Raw genomic sequence first — 16,696 nt, forward strand, 5'->3', positions numbered from 1 at the left:
TGGACGGCCGATGAAATTTGTCTTCGAAGCCGAGCTTCCGCATCAGGTCGCCGCCATCGACGCCGTTGTTGATCTGTTCGCTGGGCAGGAAGAACGCCAATCGCTCTTCACCGTCGCTCCGCGCCAAATCGCGGGCGAACTGGAATATAACGAGAAGCTGCTGGGCTACGCCAACCGCTCTGACCTGCTCGACGAGGCGGTGCTGGAAAATCTGCACATCGTGCAGAACCGCCACGCGCTGCCTGCTTCTCCAGACCTGAACGTCGCGTCCAAGGGCAAGAAGGATGCTGGCGGCGACTATGACATGGATTTCACCGTCGAGATGGAGACGGGCACCGGTAAGACCTATGTCTATTTGCGCACCATCTTTGAACTGAACCGACGTTACGGCTTCACCAAGTTCGTCATCGTCGTCCCATCTGTTGCGATCCGAGAGGGCGTGAAGAAGACAATCGAGCAGACACGCGACCATTTCCGTCAGATCTACGATGGCGTGCCTTTCGAGAGCTTCGTCTATGACAGTTCCGACCTGTCTCGGATCATCGATTTCGCGTCGTCCTCGTCGATCCGGGTGATGATCGCCACCGTGCAGTCGCTCGGCACCAAGACTGCCGTGTTCCAGCAGGCACGCGAACAGACGCGCGATATTCCCGGCGTCGAATGGGTGAAGAGCACCCGTCCGATCATCATCGTTGACGAGCCGCAGTCAGTCGATGCCAATCCCAATGGCGCAGGCCGCCAGATCATGCGGGCAATGCAGCCATTGGCGACGATCCGCTATTCGGCGACGCATGTGGCCAAGTTTCACCCGGTCTATCGCCTAGACGCTTTCGACGCGCATGACCGGGGGCTGGTGAAGTCAATCGAAGTGGACGGTGCCCAGATCCAGGACGCCGACAACAGCCCCTATGTGAAATTGCTGGAGGTCGAGGCCAGGAAGGGACAGCTCCCACGCGCCCGGGTCGAGATCGCCAAGCAGATGAAGGGCGGCGTGTCCCGCCAGGCGGTGTGGGTCTATGACGGGACCGAACTGATCGAGGATCAGGCGTCCGGCGGGCGGACAGTCTATGCCGGATACCGCATCGGCATCATTGAGAAGATGCGTGGCGGCGGATCAATGCAACTGATCGTTCCCGGTGATGGCGTGAAGGTGCTTGGGATAAATGACAGCTGGGGCGATGTTGATGCCGCGTCGCTGTCCCGCGCGATGGTGCGCCAGACGATCGAGCACCATTTCCGTAAAGAACTACGGAATCGGCCGCTGGGCATCAAGACGCTCAGTCTGTTCTTCATCGACGCGGTGGCCGATTATCGCCGGTATGACGAGGCAAACAACCCACAGCCCGGCCCGCTCGCAACCATGTTCGAAGAAGAATATGCCAAGCTAGCCGCGCAGCCGCGCTTCCAGTCGCTCTTCGCTGAAGTGCCCGCGGACGCCCCCCGAGCGCATGACGGATATTTCTCGCAAGACAAGAAGGGTCGGTTCACCGAGCCGACGTTGAACGCGGCTGGCGAATTCTCCAATGCCCGCTCACGTGAGGATGCGGAACGTACCTTCGACCTAATTATGAAGGACAAAGAGCGCCTACTCGACGAATCCGAGCCCCTGCGTTTCATCTTCTCGCACTCCGCGCTACGCGAGGGCTGGGATAATCCCAACGTCTTTCAGATCTGCTCGCTGCGCGAGATGGCCAACGAGACACGGCGGCGGCAGTCCATCGGCCGGGGCCTGCGCCTATGCGTCGACCAGGGCGGCCAACGCCGGCGCGACGAGGGGCTGAACGTCCTCACTGTCATTGCACAGGAGGGCTACAAGGAATTCGCCCAAGGCCTGCAGACCGAGATGGAACAGGCGCTGGATGTCAAGCTAGGCATCGTCACCGCCGACCTGTTCGCCGGCCTCACGTACGTTCTGCCAGATGGCAGCACAGCCCTCGTGTCGGTGAAGGAAAGCCGCGCCGTTTTCGACGGCCTCGCGGATGCGGGGCTGATCGACGAGAAGGGCAATGCGAAGCCTGAGCTCCGTACCGCCCTCGCCCAGAACACCGTACCGCTCCCTGCCGACCTGCCGCCACCGGCGGCTAAGCTGGTTCGCGATATGCTGCACCGTCTTGCGCGCAAGGTGCCGGTCAGCGACGCCCGCGACAAGCGGCAGGTTAAGCTCAACCTCAAGGTGCTTGAGGGGCATGACTTCCAGGCGCTGTGGGAACGGATCAGCCGCAAGACGACCTATCGCCTCGACTTCGACGACACGGCGCTGGTCGCGCGGTGCGCGCAAGCGCTACGGGATATGCCGCGCCCCGGCGAGGCCCGCGTTACTTTCGAGCTTGCCGAGATGCTGATCGGCCGAGAAGGGGTAACCCCGGAAAAGGTCGGGACTTCACAGCCGCAACGGCTTGCCGTCACGCGCCTCGACGTGCCCGATCTTTTGGGCGAGTTACAGAACCGCACCGAATTGCCGCGTAAGGTGCTGGCCGACATCCTTGTTCAGTCCGGTCGGCTGGCGGACGCGGCGGTGAACCCGTCCGCCTTCGTCGACGCGGTGACGGCGATTATCCAGGCGGGTAAACGGCTGATGATGACGAACGGCATCATCTATAAGCCGCTGGACGAATGGTGGGCCCAGGACCTGTTCGCGCCCGAAGACGATGTGTCGGTCGATCGGCTGGTCTCGGTCGAGCACGCGCCGCTCGATCACATCGTCACGGACTCGAACATTGAGGCCGAACTCGCCAAGGCGCTCGACATCAGCGGCGCGATAAAGGTGTTCGCCAAGCTTCCGCAGGGCTTCAAGATCACCACGCCGTTGGGCACGTATAATCCAGACTGGGCCATCGTCCGCCAGCATGATGGTCGAGAAGACGTCTATCTGGTCAGTGAGAGCAAGGGCGACCTGAATACGCTCCGCGACGCCGAGAAGGCGCAGATCGCTTGCGGCAAGGCGCACTTCAAGGCGCTGGACGTACCCTTCGTGACCGCGACCAACCTCGACGGAATTCTCGCGCAGATTTAGCGGCTGCTCGAATGCTGGGGCGAAGTACATTAGGTATCAGCTTTGATGCCGGACTTCGCCTCGGGGCAGTGCGAAAAACCGCTTTGATCGCGCGAATGTGTCACGCTGGGTTTGCGCACCACGTTTCAATATCGGATTCCCGCCAAGCAGTGCAATTGTTTGAGATCTGGATTTGCGACGGAAATGACCCTGCCGCAATCTTGTTATACAGTGTGGACCTCTTTAGCCCGCCTTATTCACCAAAAGTGTCCTGAAGGGTTGGCGGGAGTGGCGTAAGCCTCTGATCTGAATTAGGAACTGGGTGTCTAAGCCGAACCTGCCGCAGGGCAGAAAATGCCACGGGCCACACCCGCCATGAACGATGATATCGCAAGCTCATTTGGATTCCCAGCAGTCGGCCGCAAGAAAATCACAGCTGCGTTCGACGGTGGCCGGCTTACCTCGGATGGCGGTGTTCTACTGCTTGCACAGGCCGAGCGCGCGATGGGGATTTGCCAGCGCCTGGCGGCTTGTATTGCCGATCCGCGCGATCCAGCGCGGGTGATCCATCGCCTGGATGACATTCTGCGTGCCCGTGTGTTCGCGATTGCGTGCGGCTATGAGGATGCCGATGATCTCGATGCTCTGCGCGACGATCCAGGCTTCCGCCTGGCGCTCGGCAAGCTGCCGGAATCGGGCGCGGGGCTGGCCAGCCAACCGACGATGAGCCGGTGGGAAAATGCACCGACTACGCGCGAACTGGCCAGCATGATGGCCGCGATGATCGACATCTACTGCGCCAGCTATCCCGCCCCTCCGACAGCGGTCACGCTGGATATCGACGACACGTGCGACGTCGTGCATGGCTATCAACAGCTCTCGTTCTGGAACGGGCATCATGGGGAGCGCTGCTTCCTACCGATCCATATCTACGACACCGCGACCGGCAGGCCGGTGGCCATGCTGCTGCGCACAGGCAAGACGCCTTCTGGAAAGGAGGCGGCGGGGCACATCCGACGCCTGGTGCGTCACCTGCGCCGTAATTGGCCCGATACCCACATCACTATCCGCGGCGACGGGCACTATGGTCGACCCGAGGTCATGGCCTACTGCGATGCGGCCCGCGTCGATTACGTGTTCGGCCTGCCCACCAATTCAGCGCTGCGCGCCGATCCCGCCATTGTTGCGGTCGCCGATGCCTGCGCGGTCAAGCGCGCCCAGCGTCAGTGTCCCGTCCTGCGCAACTATGCCGAGACCCGCTATGGGGCAAAGACCTGGAAGTGCCAGCGTCGCGTCGTTGCACGGATCGAGGCCAGCACGCTGGGCATGGACATCCGCTATGTCGTCACCTCGTTGGCAACAGGATCGGCCGAGCACATCTACGACACGCTCTACTGCGCGCGTGGTCAGGCCGAGAACCTGATCAAGCGCCACAAGTCCCAGCTCGCCAGCGACCGAACCTCGTGCCGCTCGGCCAATGCCAATCAGATGCGCCTGATACTGCACACTGCCGCATACTGGCTGCTATGGCGCATCCAGCAGGCGATGCCCAGGACCGCTGCTCTGGCAAGCGCGGAGTTTACCACCTTGCGCCTGCGGCTGCTCAAGGTCGCTGCGCGCGTCGTAGAAAGTGCTAGCCGCATCCGCATTGCCTTCGCTTCCGCCTGTCCGGATGCCGACCTGTTCCGCGCCCTCGTTCTCCGGCTGAAGCCTGCGCCGACGTAGCCCATGCGGCAGCGCCGCAGAACTCCGAGCCCAGCCCTTCAACCCGAAAAGCCCATCAATCCGAATGCGGTGAAACAAACGCCAGCGATGCCGGTCGTCCGCGCAATACAGCCAGCCGCAGCAAATGCCCAGAGCGGGCCCGAAACCGAGCGTCGTGAATAAGAGAGGTTAGGCCTGTCCGGCGTAGCACCTCTGGTAGCCGAAGTAAGCTTGAGCTGGATCTGCTGGTCTGATCGACTGGTCTCAATGAAGTTGCAAATGAAAGGCATATGGGAAGGATGGCGGCAATCAGGTGCTGCCGCTCCTTACTAGGAAGATGTTTTAGAGATTGCATCAGGTTCGAAATCAGTCCGCCGAGTTCATCCAAATCGACTGGGCGCTCGGGGGCTTCTCCGAGAGCGGCTTTCCAATTTGTATTTAGGGCGCGGGGGTTGGTCATGCCCAACCGTAGGCTTTCTCGTCCTCTCCTTGGAGGTAGACGATTTGAGATTTAATCCAATCCTGTAGTCGGGCAGGAGGTCTATCTCGTGAACTCCCGCTAAGCTCAGCTTGTTATCCAGAGGCACTGTTTCTCGATTTACAGCACTTTTCATTGGATAGCCTCGCTTTGCATCCCTAAGTAGGGATATGCCCGCCACGTTGCCGTCATGATCGTGCGAGTTCATTTGCGATGACAGATGACAAGCCTTGCCGTCGGAATCAAACGCCGTGCCGGCTTGGCGATCCTCAAGGATCAACGCTCTCATGACAAAAAGTATCGTCTTGGCCCCGTTGTGCCGTTTGGCTGGGAGATCCTCTTTAAGCCATTCCCAGAACGCTAACTCACGATGGCTAGGATTTGGCGACGTCAGCTGCCTTTTTCTTTTAGAGAGGTTTATGAGTCGCAATGCGGCAAAAGCTATTTGGGTCCCAGCGCTTATGCCAAAAAAATAGGTTGATGCCGCTGTGCTCTTGAAGTTTTCAATATCCTCTTTAGTTGGGCGCTTGAATTCTGGGTCATTTTTGGCTCGATCGATGATGTCTTTAATCTCACCAAACGTTTGATAAAGTTCGTCACTCAGCGTCCCAAAATTGCCATCTTGGTCCTTCTTGGAGATTCCTTTTGATTTGGCGACGCCTCTGGCGAAATTTAGGTTAAATTTTGATGCGAGTACGGGAGGACGACCCTGTATTAGTGGAAGATTATTGACTTTAAGATGGTTTTGACGATAGCGATAAACATAGGCGTCGGCAATATCAGACATGAGGTTTAATATAGCCCGCTCTGTCATCTCGGTGTGATCAAAGGGCAGGAATTTTCCGGCGTCCAAAACCACAGCTCGTGCTGCAAGCACCTGAATTTCAAACATTGAATAAAGCACAAGCATATCTGCGATACATGCTTGTGCGCGGGATAAATCCGTACTTCCGAGATGCAGATTCGCCAAATATTCCAAAGGCTCATCGAGGTGTCCGCTAATGACATCGAAAAACAGACTATGATTCTGCTCACGCATCTCAATAAGATTTGATGCCAGCTTGCTCGTCTCGATCTTCAAAGCGTCCGCAAGAAGGAGGCGGGCTTCCGGATGAGGGCGGACGCAAAGCATGTGATCCAAAAGGCCAGTGATCTCGTCTTGATCTTTGTCTTTGAGGTCGAGGGCGAATTCCCGTGGCATGCGGATGCGATGGTCCATCAGGTGTCCGATGGGCAAGCTTGCGAGATCTTCTTCAGTAAATAGACGGCCGAGATACGTTTGCCGGTCCATATCATGCGTTTGAGCGCTCAGAACAAACTCCCGCGCCAGGGACCTCAAAATCCCCATGTCCACGGGTCCGTTCCCAAAACCGCTTCTGATGAAATTCGAGGGATCTTCAAACATCTGGTTTCGCTCCGGTGAACTGGCCCGGAGCGCTGTGGATGAAGACCCTAAAGTTCTGATTAAAAGCCGGATCGTATACCAATCGAAGACGTCGTTAGCTGTGTACGAACGTCCTTATCGAGCCGCAGTGGTTCGGTTTAAATGAGGACGTAAAGATGATTAACGATGAAGCGGAACTTGGTACGGAAGTTGCGCGCGAACTGCTCGCAGATCGCGAGCTGCTTGCCGCCCCGCAGGTAGCGGCCGCCCGGTTCGTGAAGGCCCTTTTGGCGGCGAACCCTCGGGTGAAACTGCCGGCGATTGTCGCCAACCAGAAGGCCAGAGATTGGATGGAGGCTGCCAGCGTTACGCCGTCGATCCTCCGTGAGGCGCTGGCTGCTGGTCGCAAGGAGCTGAAAGCGGTTGGCGCTGAAACCGCGCTGAAGCGGCCGAAGAAGCGCCAGAAGTATGCGCCCGTCGATGCGGAGCCGGTCTCGCCGCGGAATGCGCGGCAGCAAACCGCTTTGGGAACTTCAGTCCCGTCGAAGGCGAGCAGCGCTCACAGCGTCGTGGCTCCCAAGCCAGCACCTCACGCTGATCTCTATAGTGATGTGATGGTGCCGAACTAATCCTCCTTTCTAAAGCCTCGCATCAAAATGGCGGGCGGCTTGATCGTGTCATCTGCCCGCATTCTTTCGAAATGACGCCAACAGGACTCAAAAATCATGACCATGATTATCGATAAAAATGCTGCCGTTCGCCGTGAGCCTCATGCTGTGGAAAGCGCCTCGGTGATCTTCGTCACCGGTAACAAAGGAGGCGCAGGTAAGTCGTTCAAGGCCTTAAGCTTTATGCGTTTGTCTCGCACTAGCTGGCCACAGGCTGCTTCGCCGAAATGGCGTTGAAAGCTCAGGCAAGCGCAGACTAGCTGGCGGATAACCCGCGCCGGCACGGATTGAACAACTGCGGCCAGGCGCTCTGCGCTTCCGTCACGGACGCTCATCACTCGATCAGCGACCACATTGATAAAATTTTTCGAGGAGTGCACGTTATGTCTGCAAAGACAGGATCGATTTGCCCCGAATTTCCGCCACTCGCTACTTCACCACGTCTGCCAATCATTGTCGTAAATGGTGACAAGGGTGGAATCGGCAAGTCTCTCATCGCCCGTATTTTGGCCGCATTTCTCCGGTCAGCCGGTTACCCCGTCGTCGGTTTCGATTGCGATGCGCGCAATGCGCATTTGGATCGCTACTATCGTAGCGTCATGCCGGTAACGCGGGCTTATCTTCGCCATACGGATGGTTGGGGATTGCTTCTTGATGGGTGGGAGAATTCCCCTTCAAATGCCGCGCTCCTTGTCGATATGCCAGGAAATGTTGGCGACGCGCTGGAGCGCGAGATGCACCGGGTAAATCGGGCCGTAGCAAAGCTCAATCGCGACATTTTGCATGTTTGGGTGATTGATGAGGAGGAAGACGTAATCACCCTGTTGAATCGCGTCAAAGATTTCGCGCCTCCAGAGAAAACGCTAATCGTGATGAATGGGCGGTTCGGCGATAGCCCCCGCTCATTCGTACTGTGGCACGAGTCCGAACTGCGCGAAGAAATGCTTGCGGCCGGCGCGTCGGAGACCTTCATTCCGGCGCTGCAAATTCGGCCTCGTACGAAGATCGCCCGCGCACGTTGCCCGTTCGATGATTTGTCGATGTTGACCCTGAGCGTATCCGAACAGGTCGATTTCGAGCTGTGGTGGGACGACGTCATTCGAGCCTTTCGTCCGTTTTGCATTCAGTCGGGGTTGATCCTATGAGGCAACTTGTCGAACAGATGTATCGTGATCTATTGGAGCGCGAAGCAAGTTCCGAAGATTACGTCAGAATGGAAAAATTCCTCCGACGGCTTCCTGCGGGAATGCGGGATTCGCCGGGGGTTCTTGCTGAGATAATCTTCCGGTTAGAACATATCCGCCAAATTGATGAAGTTGTACAGAAGGCCTCATTCGAGGCACAACAGACCGTTCACCGAGACCTGCCAAAACGCGTCGAGAAGGCAGCGGAAACTGCCTTCTATACCTTCCGCGATCTGATGCCAGTCGATAGTCAGGACGCGATGGCGCGCCTGTATCGCTGGGGCGCGTTTTGGATGCTGTTTGTTTTGATCTTCGGCCTCGTCACTGGTGGGGCCAGCACCAAATGGTGGCTCTCGCGTCCTGAGGTACGCCAGCACGCAATCTCGGAAATCAACTTCAATCACTGCATTGATGCCGTCTTCGGAGCAGCAGCGATCAAACAGCGGAATGTCGCCGAAGCTGCAGATTACGCCGTGGAACAGTTCCGCAGCGACTCTCGCATTTGTGCGGCGGAATACGCCGACCGCCTCGCAAATCAGTAATTGAAGGCCCGTCAGTTCAACGATGTTGTGCTGACAGGCTCTCCCCTCCGCCTTCGGCTCCGTCCGCAGATAGCTGCGGGTTTAAGTTTAGTGTGCTTTCAAATTAACGTGGGAGGAAATTAGCCAGGGCTGGCCAACGTATACCGCGCATCGGCGCGGAGACGTCAGCTTTGTCGCGTGGTCGCTCTGGCGCTGCCGTTGACGTGGCCGGACCTGGCCGGGGAGGAGCGTTGCCCTCCCCTGGACCCCTCCCTCCAAGACTTTTCGAAACCCTTGTTTCTGGAGAAAATGAAATGACCCATCGCTCAGGCAGCGAGGTTCGTGTGCGCACCGTCGTGCTTCCCACGCGCTGGTCACCTGCCGAATATGATCTCCTCCAGGAGATCGCAGAACATTCGGACATCTCAACTGCTGAAGTGCTCCGCCGTTTGGTGCGGCAATCGCATCCCCAGCTCATTCCTTCGCGTCAGTTGGTTCATGATGTCCGGCGTATCGGCCAGAACATCAACCAGATTGCGCGTCATGCCAATACCGCGCGCTCCGTCGAACTCGTGGGCGAGCTGCAAGCCGCCTATGCCGACCTGCTCGACGCCATCCGCAGGATGCTTGCGTCGTGATCCCCTCAATCACATGGGGCCGAAATTTCTCCGGACTGGAGGTATACCTTACCTACAATCGCGATCACGAGATCCTCGATTTGCGCGAGGTTTCGTCACTCCAGAATGCATCAGCGGAGATGGCTTTGGTCGCCGAGCAGGCGCCTCGCGCCAAGGCGGTCGTGATGCACATTTCGCTTTCCGCGGCCGTCGAAGACGGGGAGTTGTCTGACGAGACATGGAAGCACATCATTGATGATCTGCTCGACGAATTCGGCCTTCACGGCCACCAGCTAGTTGCCGTCCGCCACCGCGATAAGCAATATGATCATATCCACCTCATGATCTGCACCGTGTCGCCTTTAACTCTTAAGACACCTCCGAAGCAGGCTTTCCTCGCGCCGCACGCGCGTCACAAAGGGGTTGCATCTTTCGCCCTCAAAAAGACTGAGGTTGAGCAGTTGCCCGTGGCGGATGTTGTGTGGCGATCGTTCAATCAGTTTGCACTGTTCCGGCTTCAAGACCTGTGCAGGGCGATCGAGAAGCGGCTCGAACTGCGCCAATTGCGTACCCACCTCGACATGGAGGGCGTACGAGAAGTCGGGCCGTCGCGTCGGACGAAAGCCGCCCATGAACATCGGCGCGCCCGAACTGGTGAGCGGTCTTTGCTTGAACGGGCTGATGACATCCGTGCCGCTCTGGACCTTCCGAGCTGGCATCACGCTGGACGGGCCCTCGCCGCCATCGGTGTGGGTTTCGAGGCTGCCTTGCGCAAAAGCAAAAAGGCAAGGGCAAAGATCATTGGGCTAACGCTGTATGATTTGCGCAGCGTCAACAATCGAATCAAGGCCTCCGATTTGGATACCGCGGAGAGCCGATATGGGTTGCTTCAAATTGAAAAGCGCCGCCCGGCGGACGCTATCACCTTTGAGCGGTGGTGGCCGCAAAATACCGACTATCTGCGCGCCTGCCCGGAGATGAAGGTCGAAGAGGTGCGACCAGACCGGACTGAATTTAATCTATACCGGACGCAGCATTTCGAGGCGCGCCGACTGGCGCGTCTCGAGCGGGAAAAGCTGAAACGCTCGCACCGGGCAAAGCGGAAGGCTCAGTCTGAGCGACTCACCAAACAGCGCAAGGAGGAAACTGCACGTCTCCCTTCATCGCAAAGGCGATCGTTCAGCGTCGCGTTCACGAAGAACGTGCGATTGCCTCAGCTCAAGGCGCTGGACGATGACTTCCGGACGCAAATAGGCAAGCTTCGACTACCGCGCTTGTTGAGCTACGCGCTTTTCATGGCTCAGAATGTGCCCGAGAAATCTGTCGTCGAGCATAGTGATCCGGTGTTCTACGAAATGCCCGCTCACAAACCAAGCACGAAGGAAACTGTTGTGGAGCGATCAGCGGTTGCCCCCCTGCACACGCAACCGCATGCTGAACCTCGGGTCGAGACTGACCCCGACATCGATCGTCAACAGGCCTGGATTGCGCAACAATCAGGCCGTTCGCGTTGACATTGTGAGAGAGCCGAGCTCCGCCAAGGCCATCGGAATTGCGAACCCGTTCTCAGACATACGACCGTTACTGTCGTAGACTGTTGTACGGCTTGGCTCGTCTAAAAGGCATGGAAAGTTAACAAGAAAATCGTAGCTCCAACGAGCCGATAGCGTTAGCTGGATGCGGAAAATGGGGGGCTGATTTGCAAGAAGCGGAGTTTAAGGCTTGGCTTGCCGAGCGGGGAGCGAATACTGAAAGCGGTCGAAGCACTCGTGCCCATGCAGTTCGGACCATCGAGAATAACCTGTCTGCGTTAGGCTCTCCTCATTCGGATCTCGCCGACGCCTGGCAGGCTGACAAATTTGTACATTTACGTCAGCGTCTGAAGGCAATGCAGGCCGACTTTCAAAACGGCGGCAGTGATTTCAAGATACTCATGCCGCAGTCTAAGAGGCCGCTAAATCGATTGGCTAGCTGGCGCTCCTGGCTGGGCCAGTACGGGCAGTTTTTGGAAGGGGCGGTACTGGGCGATCGGTACGCCGACGCCATTCGACTGCACGTCCTTGAGAACTACATTGAGCCGGCACGTGAGCGCGAAGAGGATAGCGTTGAGGTTCTCGTGCGCGACGTCAATGCGGCTCTCGGCCTGAAGGAGGCTTGGCCGAACATCTGCCAGGCTCTTGCCGGCCGCAAGTTTCGCGAAATGGCTGATGTGAGACTGGCTGAGCGTGTCGGAGCGAATATCAGCCCGGCAACTGTCTTATGTTTTGATCTCGCGGCAAATGACGGTGACATCGAAGGGGAACTGCGTCAGCGATACGGCGTCCCGATTGTGGATACCGCTAAGATGCTGGCATTTGGCCTGCCAGATGGGCGTCAGCTTGCGTGGGAGCGCACGGTCTCGGTAGCTCAAATTTGGATTGAAGACAGTGTCGATCGAGAGTCTTGCCCGCTTCCTATTCACCGCACGTACCTTCCCACACAGGCGCGGCATTCTAATCTACCGCCTCGGCTGAAACATAGGGCGGCAAATGGACATAGGCCGCGACCCGTTTTGATCGTTCGCCCAGCGGATGCAGTGCAGCTTGTTGAACTGCTCGATTGGTATGAGGATGCCGGCCCCTATGTCGATCGTGACTGGCTCGACGGGTTGCGTTCTGAATTTCTTGAGCGCCACCCCGGGTTCGTAAGCTTCGAGGACGGCGCCAGTTATGCGTCTAATGAGGGCAGTAAAAGGCGCAATCTTGTACAACATGCGCAAGCTTTGGTAGGCCAATTCACGGGCGAAACGAAGAATGAGCCATCCTTAGGCGCATCGTTGCTCGACCTGCTCGTCGGCAAAGCCGGGGTGCCATGCGAGCTTCTTGATTGGCGGGTGATCAATATTGTCCAAGCGCTTCGGACTGACAATCCAGGAGTGGTGGAGCAAGCAGCTGAGGATCTGGCTCAGGTCGGGGACGACGTTGCCGGAGTCATGGCTTTCGTCGGCGCTACGTGGCCGCTGATGCTGCCTCATGCGCAAGCAAATCCGTATGCCGAAAGCCGGACGATATCGACCATGCTTCGGGCGTTGATCGCTCCCGAAGGAATGTTTGGCATCCGATCCACCCCCACGGACAACGCATGTTGGATGCTGAGCGGCAGCCCCGCTTTCGGCCCGAATCCATTGAGCGAAGGTGAGTTGGCCGGCGTGATGCGCCTTGTCCGCACGGTAGAGCGGATCATGCGTGACGAATGGCAGTGGGCGCCTCGCGATCTCTGGGACGTTCAAGGCTTTGTTTGGGAAACCTGCCAGAAGCGATTACCGGAACCCGAAGCGAAGGTCGGCGAGATCACCGGTGGGACCCCAATCTGGCTTGTGACTTCCCGTGATGGGGACGCTGACGGGTTCGCCAGCTTCGTGGAACGTGGCACATGGCATCTGCTCTACGACAGCGACAGCAAGTATAATCATATGGTTCGCGAGATGCAGGCGGGCGACAGGATCGTCTTGCGAGACTACCTGCCAAACCAGCGAAATGCGCCATTTGAAACCAACGGTAAACCGGTCAGTGCCATGCGGATACGGGCAACCGGGATTGTGACGGGCAAAGGGGAAGACGGTCGTCAGGTTCAAGTGGATTGGACCGTCTTGCCCGAGCCGCTGCTCTGGTGGCTCTACACCAACAACGACACAATTTGGCGCCTTCGGCCTGAACGCGAGGCCGCACAGAAGCTTGCGGCGTTCATTTTTGAGGGCGAAGCGCAAGATTTCAATTGGTTCTTGAATTCACCTTTTTGGCGTGATCGCCTCAACGCATCGCAGGATGACAATATAATGCTCAACCCGACCAATCTCATTCTCTATGGGCCTCCCGGCACCGGTAAGACCTACTCTACGGCCCGGGAAGCCGTGCGCTTGTGCGTTGGTTCGGCTGACTTCGCGGAAACGGCCGAGGGGAGGGCTGCTCTGATGGCTCGCTATCGGCAGCTCGAAGCGGAGAAGCGCATTGCGTTCGTCACCTTCCATCAGGCCTACGACTATGAAAATTTCGTGGAAGGTTTGCGGCCTGACGAAGATGCCGAAGAACAGGGAGCTGGTTTCCGGCTAAAGCCGTGTCCGGGCATTCTACGTGAGATTTGTGCGCTCGCTGAACATGCTCGGAAAAAGGCGGAAGCAGGCGAAACGGGTAGTGCGATCGATCTTTCCACCTGCCAATTTTGGAAGATGGGCTTGGGTGCCATTCGGCAGGAGGAAGAAGTTTACGAGGCGGCGCTAAAGGACGAATACATCGCTTTGGGTTGGGGGAGAGCGGAAGATTGGAGCGATGACCGCTTCTCGACCGTAGAGGCGATCAAGTCCCATTGGTTGTCGCTGTTTCCTGAAAGCCAAGAGCCCAGCAATTGGACTCAGACCCACCGTTTCCGCAATGATATGGCGATAGGTGATATCGTCATTGTTCCTTTCGGCAATAGCGCGTTTCGAGCCGTGGGGCAGATCGTAGGCGATTACGAGTTCATCCCTGAAGCCGAAGGTTATTTTGCCCACCGGCGCAAGGTGAAATGGCTCATGACAGCTGATGAGCCGCTGCCTCTAGACGTTATCATCGACGGCAATTTCACTATGCGCACCGTTTACGAGATACCTCGTAAGCGCATCAACATTCCTGCATTGAGTCGTCTGCTTAAGGCCGATAAAGAGCCTGGCGAGTCGCCGATCGCTTCGACCAAGCCCGACGAATTTGTCTTAGTCATCGATGAAATCAATCGGGCGAACATATCAAAGGTATTTGGAGAGCTCATCACACTCCTAGAGCCGGACAAGCGGCTCGGCATGCCTAACGCTCTGACTGTACGATTGCCGTATTCGAAGGCAGAGTTCGGCGTGCCGGCGAACCTTCACGTCATTGGCACGATGAACACTGCCGACCGGTCTATAGCATTGCTCGATACTGCGCTTCGTCGCCGCTTTAAATTTCGCGAGATTGCCCCTGATCCGCAGCAACTCAAGGGTGTAGCTGAAGCGGTGAAACTGCCTCTCGTCCAGATATTAGAGACGATCAACGATCGGATTGAGTATCTGATCGATCGCGAGCACCGTATCGGACATGCCTTCTTCATGGGCTGCAATATGTCCGACGATGTTGTCGACGTGATGCGCGACAAGATCATTCCACTGCTTCAGGAGTATTTCTTCGAAGATTGGAGCCGCGTTCGGATGGTGCTTGGCGACGGGTTCATTGGCCAAGGAGTGATCAAGGCTCCACCTGGCATGGAGGGTATTAATCGCGAGCGTTGGTTTGTTCGAGATTTCTACAGTGCTGAACCGGAAATTTCCCTCTCTGACGCTTTCGCCCGTCTTCTGGGCAAAGGGGCAATTTTGTCAGCGGTCAACGAGGATGATGCGCCGGACGCGGAGAACGACGTCGCATGACGCATCTCCACGTGCCCGAGTGGGGACGAGTAGCAATCGGTCCAGATGGCTTTTCCCTGGCGCAGGCTGAGGCGCTGCTGGCTGCCGCTCGGGCACATCCGATGGGTGGAGAGGATGGGAGCGCCATCCTGACCGATCATCGTCATCACCTGCGGGCCAAACAGATGGTGGGCGTCATCGCCGCACCAGGTTGCAGCTTAGAAATCTTGCCGAAAGTCGATCCTGAGGCCGAACTGGGTGATCTCCCGACGGTTCGGTCCCGCCTGATTTGCTTGCTGGACTTGGCGCTGGGGCTGAACTTGGCGGACGGTGCTCAGGCAGCCTTGGCTCACGGCGCCGAAAACCTGCTCGATATTTTGATCCGCCACTTTGCGCAGCGGCTGTTAGGCTTAGCTCGCCGAGGCTTGCCTCGCGCTTATCAAGCCCGCGCTGAAGATCTGCCGACACTCCGCGGAAAGCTCGATATTGTCCGCCAACTGACAGTTCATGTGGGGCGCCCGGATCGGCTCGCCTGCCGCTTTGATGTGCTGTCTAGCGACACACCGCTGATGCAGGTGATGAAAGCAGCCGTGGTCTTTCTGTCTCGGTTGGCCCGCGCGCACGACACGCGCCGACTGCTAGAAGAACTGCGCTTCGTTCTGGCAGATGTCGCAGATGTACCTATTTCCGCACTTCCCTGGGAGAAGGTCAGGATTGATCGCACCAGTCAGCGGTGGGAAACTGTCTTCGCTTTGGCGAAATTGCTGCTCAGGCGTGATTGGCAGGGAACGACTTACGATCATCGATCACACAACGGCATAACGCTTCTCTTTCCAATGAATGACCTTTTCGAAGCAGCGGTCGCTGCCCTGCTACGGCGGGCTTTGTCAGGAAGCGGCATCAGCGTCGTGGAGCAGGGAGGCCTTCGTCATTGTTTGGGCGAATGGACAAAAGATGAGGATTGTGAGGGCCACGTGTTCCAAACACGACCTGATATCCTTCTTCGCCGTGGAGGGAAGGACCTCGCCATTATCGATACCAAATGGAAATGTCTTACCCCGGATGCTTCGGTTGCAAAGAGGGGGGTGGCCCAGGGCGATGTGTACCAGATGATGGCTTATTCTCGTCTCTATCAGTGCGATCGCCTGATGTTACTCTATCCCGCAGTCGCGGGGAACGGAACGGCTGTCAGCCACCGCTTCGGCATAGCGGGGGGGCGGGAAATGCTGGCGCTGGGAGTAGTCGATTTGACGGCGCAGATGAACCTCGTCCAAAACGAATTGAAAAAACTGATTTTCGACTTTCTGCCTCGTGAACTCGAGAGTGATCTGAAGTTGGCTACAGCATGATCGGTCTACGTTCGGTGCGATGCAACGTCCCTGCGCCGATCTGATCAGCCCTTCCTCGGCGGCAGGGCCCAGCACTCTTGCATCGTACTGCGTAGTGGAAAGGCTGCCCGGCGGGACAAGAACTAAAATTTGCCGATGCGTAAGTAAATCAACTTTTCGGCAGTAGCTGTCTGTGCAACAGATCCGATGTTGGTTCTGTTGGCAGTCGAGAAGGGGGCATTCTGATTGATAGCTGCATCTCGTCAAAGCACCCGCTGGTTTGCGCCATTTACCCAAGCGCACGGAATTCGAGGCGAATGATGGTGCGACCAATTTTGTCGCTTGATCGTGCCACGCTGTAGCGCATGTCAAGAATCCATCAATTCAGCGCCAGCTGCCGTCAACCGTGGCCCCCGTGCCCTGTATATGGG

Annotated in this window: 11 protein-coding genes and 1 pseudogene; 10 read left to right on the top strand and 2 right to left on the bottom strand. The window is 57.4% G+C overall.

Annotated elements, in window-relative coordinates; genetic code table 11:
- Positions 1–10 precede the first annotated feature (10 nt).
- Positions 11–3,013 carry a DEAD/DEAH box helicase family protein gene (locus NUH86_RS15295; protein ID WP_267250288.1) on the top strand — a complete coding sequence of 1,001 codons (3,003 nt, stop codon included), beginning with the start codon at positions 11–13 and terminating at the stop codon, positions 3,011–3,013.
- A gap of 100 nt (positions 3,014–3,113) precedes the next feature.
- Here NUH86_RS15295 and NUH86_RS15300 read toward each other — a convergent pair.
- Positions 3,114–3,230 (bottom strand): annotated as a pseudogene (locus NUH86_RS15300) (helix-turn-helix transcriptional regulator); the annotation flags it as partial.
- A gap of 137 nt (positions 3,231–3,367) precedes the next feature.
- On the opposite strand from NUH86_RS15300, the gene NUH86_RS15305 reads away from it, so the two are divergent.
- A complete protein-coding gene (locus NUH86_RS15305; RefSeq protein WP_013039775.1) occupies positions 3,368–4,717 on the top strand; it encodes an IS1380-like element ISSp1 family transposase in 1,350 nt (449 codons plus the stop codon).
- 359 nt (positions 4,718–5,076) lie between these two features.
- Here the strand turns inward: NUH86_RS15305 and NUH86_RS15310 are convergent, their stop codons facing one another.
- Positions 5,077–6,579 carry a hypothetical protein gene (locus tag NUH86_RS15310; RefSeq protein WP_267250289.1) on the bottom strand — a complete coding sequence of 501 codons (1,503 nt, stop codon included), beginning with the start codon at positions 6,577–6,579 and terminating at the stop codon, positions 5,077–5,079.
- Positions 6,580–6,734: 155 nt separating this feature from the next.
- Here NUH86_RS15310 and NUH86_RS15315 point away from each other — a divergent pair, with 155 nt between their 5' ends.
- From NUH86_RS15315 to NUH86_RS15350, 8 genes are all read left to right on the top strand, one after another.
- Positions 6,735–7,187 carry a hypothetical protein gene (locus NUH86_RS15315; protein WP_267250290.1) on the top strand — a complete coding sequence of 151 codons (453 nt, stop codon included), beginning with the start codon at positions 6,735–6,737 and terminating at the stop codon, positions 7,185–7,187.
- 96 nt (positions 7,188–7,283) lie between these two features.
- Complete coding sequence (locus tag NUH86_RS15320) at positions 7,284–7,463, top strand: hypothetical protein (RefSeq protein ID WP_267250291.1); 180 nt, start codon at positions 7,284–7,286, stop codon at positions 7,461–7,463.
- A gap of 146 nt (positions 7,464–7,609) precedes the next feature.
- Complete coding sequence (locus tag NUH86_RS15325; protein ID WP_267250292.1) at positions 7,610–8,371, top strand: division plane positioning ATPase MipZ; 762 nt, start codon at positions 7,610–7,612, stop codon at positions 8,369–8,371.
- Positions 8,368–8,952 carry a hypothetical protein gene (locus NUH86_RS15330; RefSeq protein ID WP_267250293.1) on the top strand — a complete coding sequence of 195 codons (585 nt, stop codon included), beginning with the start codon at positions 8,368–8,370 and terminating at the stop codon, positions 8,950–8,952. The genes NUH86_RS15325 and NUH86_RS15330 overlap by 4 nt, the downstream gene beginning before the upstream one ends.
- A 293-nt stretch (positions 8,953–9,245) precedes the next feature.
- Complete coding sequence (locus NUH86_RS15335) at positions 9,246–9,569, top strand: plasmid mobilization protein (protein WP_044661439.1); 324 nt, start codon at positions 9,246–9,248, stop codon at positions 9,567–9,569.
- Positions 9,566–11,062 carry a relaxase/mobilization nuclease domain-containing protein gene (locus NUH86_RS15340; RefSeq protein WP_267250294.1) on the top strand — a complete coding sequence of 499 codons (1,497 nt, stop codon included), beginning with the start codon at positions 9,566–9,568 and terminating at the stop codon, positions 11,060–11,062. Before NUH86_RS15335 ends, NUH86_RS15340 begins: the two co-directional genes overlap by 4 nt.
- Positions 11,063–11,247: 185 nt before the next feature.
- Positions 11,248–14,958: an AAA family ATPase gene (locus NUH86_RS15345; protein WP_267250295.1), complete on the top strand. Its 3,711-nt coding sequence runs from the start codon at positions 11,248–11,250 to the stop codon at positions 14,956–14,958.
- Positions 14,955–16,286: an McrC family protein gene (locus NUH86_RS15350; protein WP_267250296.1), complete on the top strand. Its 1,332-nt coding sequence runs from the start codon at positions 14,955–14,957 to the stop codon at positions 16,284–16,286. The genes NUH86_RS15345 and NUH86_RS15350 overlap by 4 nt, the downstream gene beginning before the upstream one ends.
- Positions 16,287–16,696: the final 410 nt, after the last annotated feature.

It is taken from the genome of Sphingobium sp. JS3065 (assembly GCF_026427355.1).
GTDB lineage: Bacteria > Pseudomonadota > Alphaproteobacteria > Sphingomonadales > Sphingomonadaceae > Sphingobium.

Coding starts and splice junctions, on each gene's coding strand:
- NUH86_RS15295 (WP_267250288.1), top strand. CDS start 11: ATGAAATTTGTCTTCGAAGCCGAGCTTCCGCATCAGGTCGCCGCCATC.
- NUH86_RS15305 (WP_013039775.1), top strand. CDS start 3,368: ATGAACGATGATATCGCAAGCTCATTTGGATTCCCAGCAGTCGGCCGC.
- NUH86_RS15310 (WP_267250289.1), bottom strand. CDS start 6,579: ATGTTTGAAGATCCCTCGAATTTCATCAGAAGCGGTTTTGGGAACGGA.
- NUH86_RS15315 (WP_267250290.1), top strand. CDS start 6,735: ATGATTAACGATGAAGCGGAACTTGGTACGGAAGTTGCGCGCGAACTG.
- NUH86_RS15320 (WP_267250291.1), top strand. CDS start 7,284: ATGACCATGATTATCGATAAAAATGCTGCCGTTCGCCGTGAGCCTCAT.
- NUH86_RS15325 (WP_267250292.1), top strand. CDS start 7,610: ATGTCTGCAAAGACAGGATCGATTTGCCCCGAATTTCCGCCACTCGCT.
- NUH86_RS15330 (WP_267250293.1), top strand. CDS start 8,368: ATGAGGCAACTTGTCGAACAGATGTATCGTGATCTATTGGAGCGCGAA.
- NUH86_RS15335 (WP_044661439.1), top strand. CDS start 9,246: ATGACCCATCGCTCAGGCAGCGAGGTTCGTGTGCGCACCGTCGTGCTT.
- NUH86_RS15350 (WP_267250296.1), top strand. CDS start 14,955: ATGACGCATCTCCACGTGCCCGAGTGGGGACGAGTAGCAATCGGTCCA.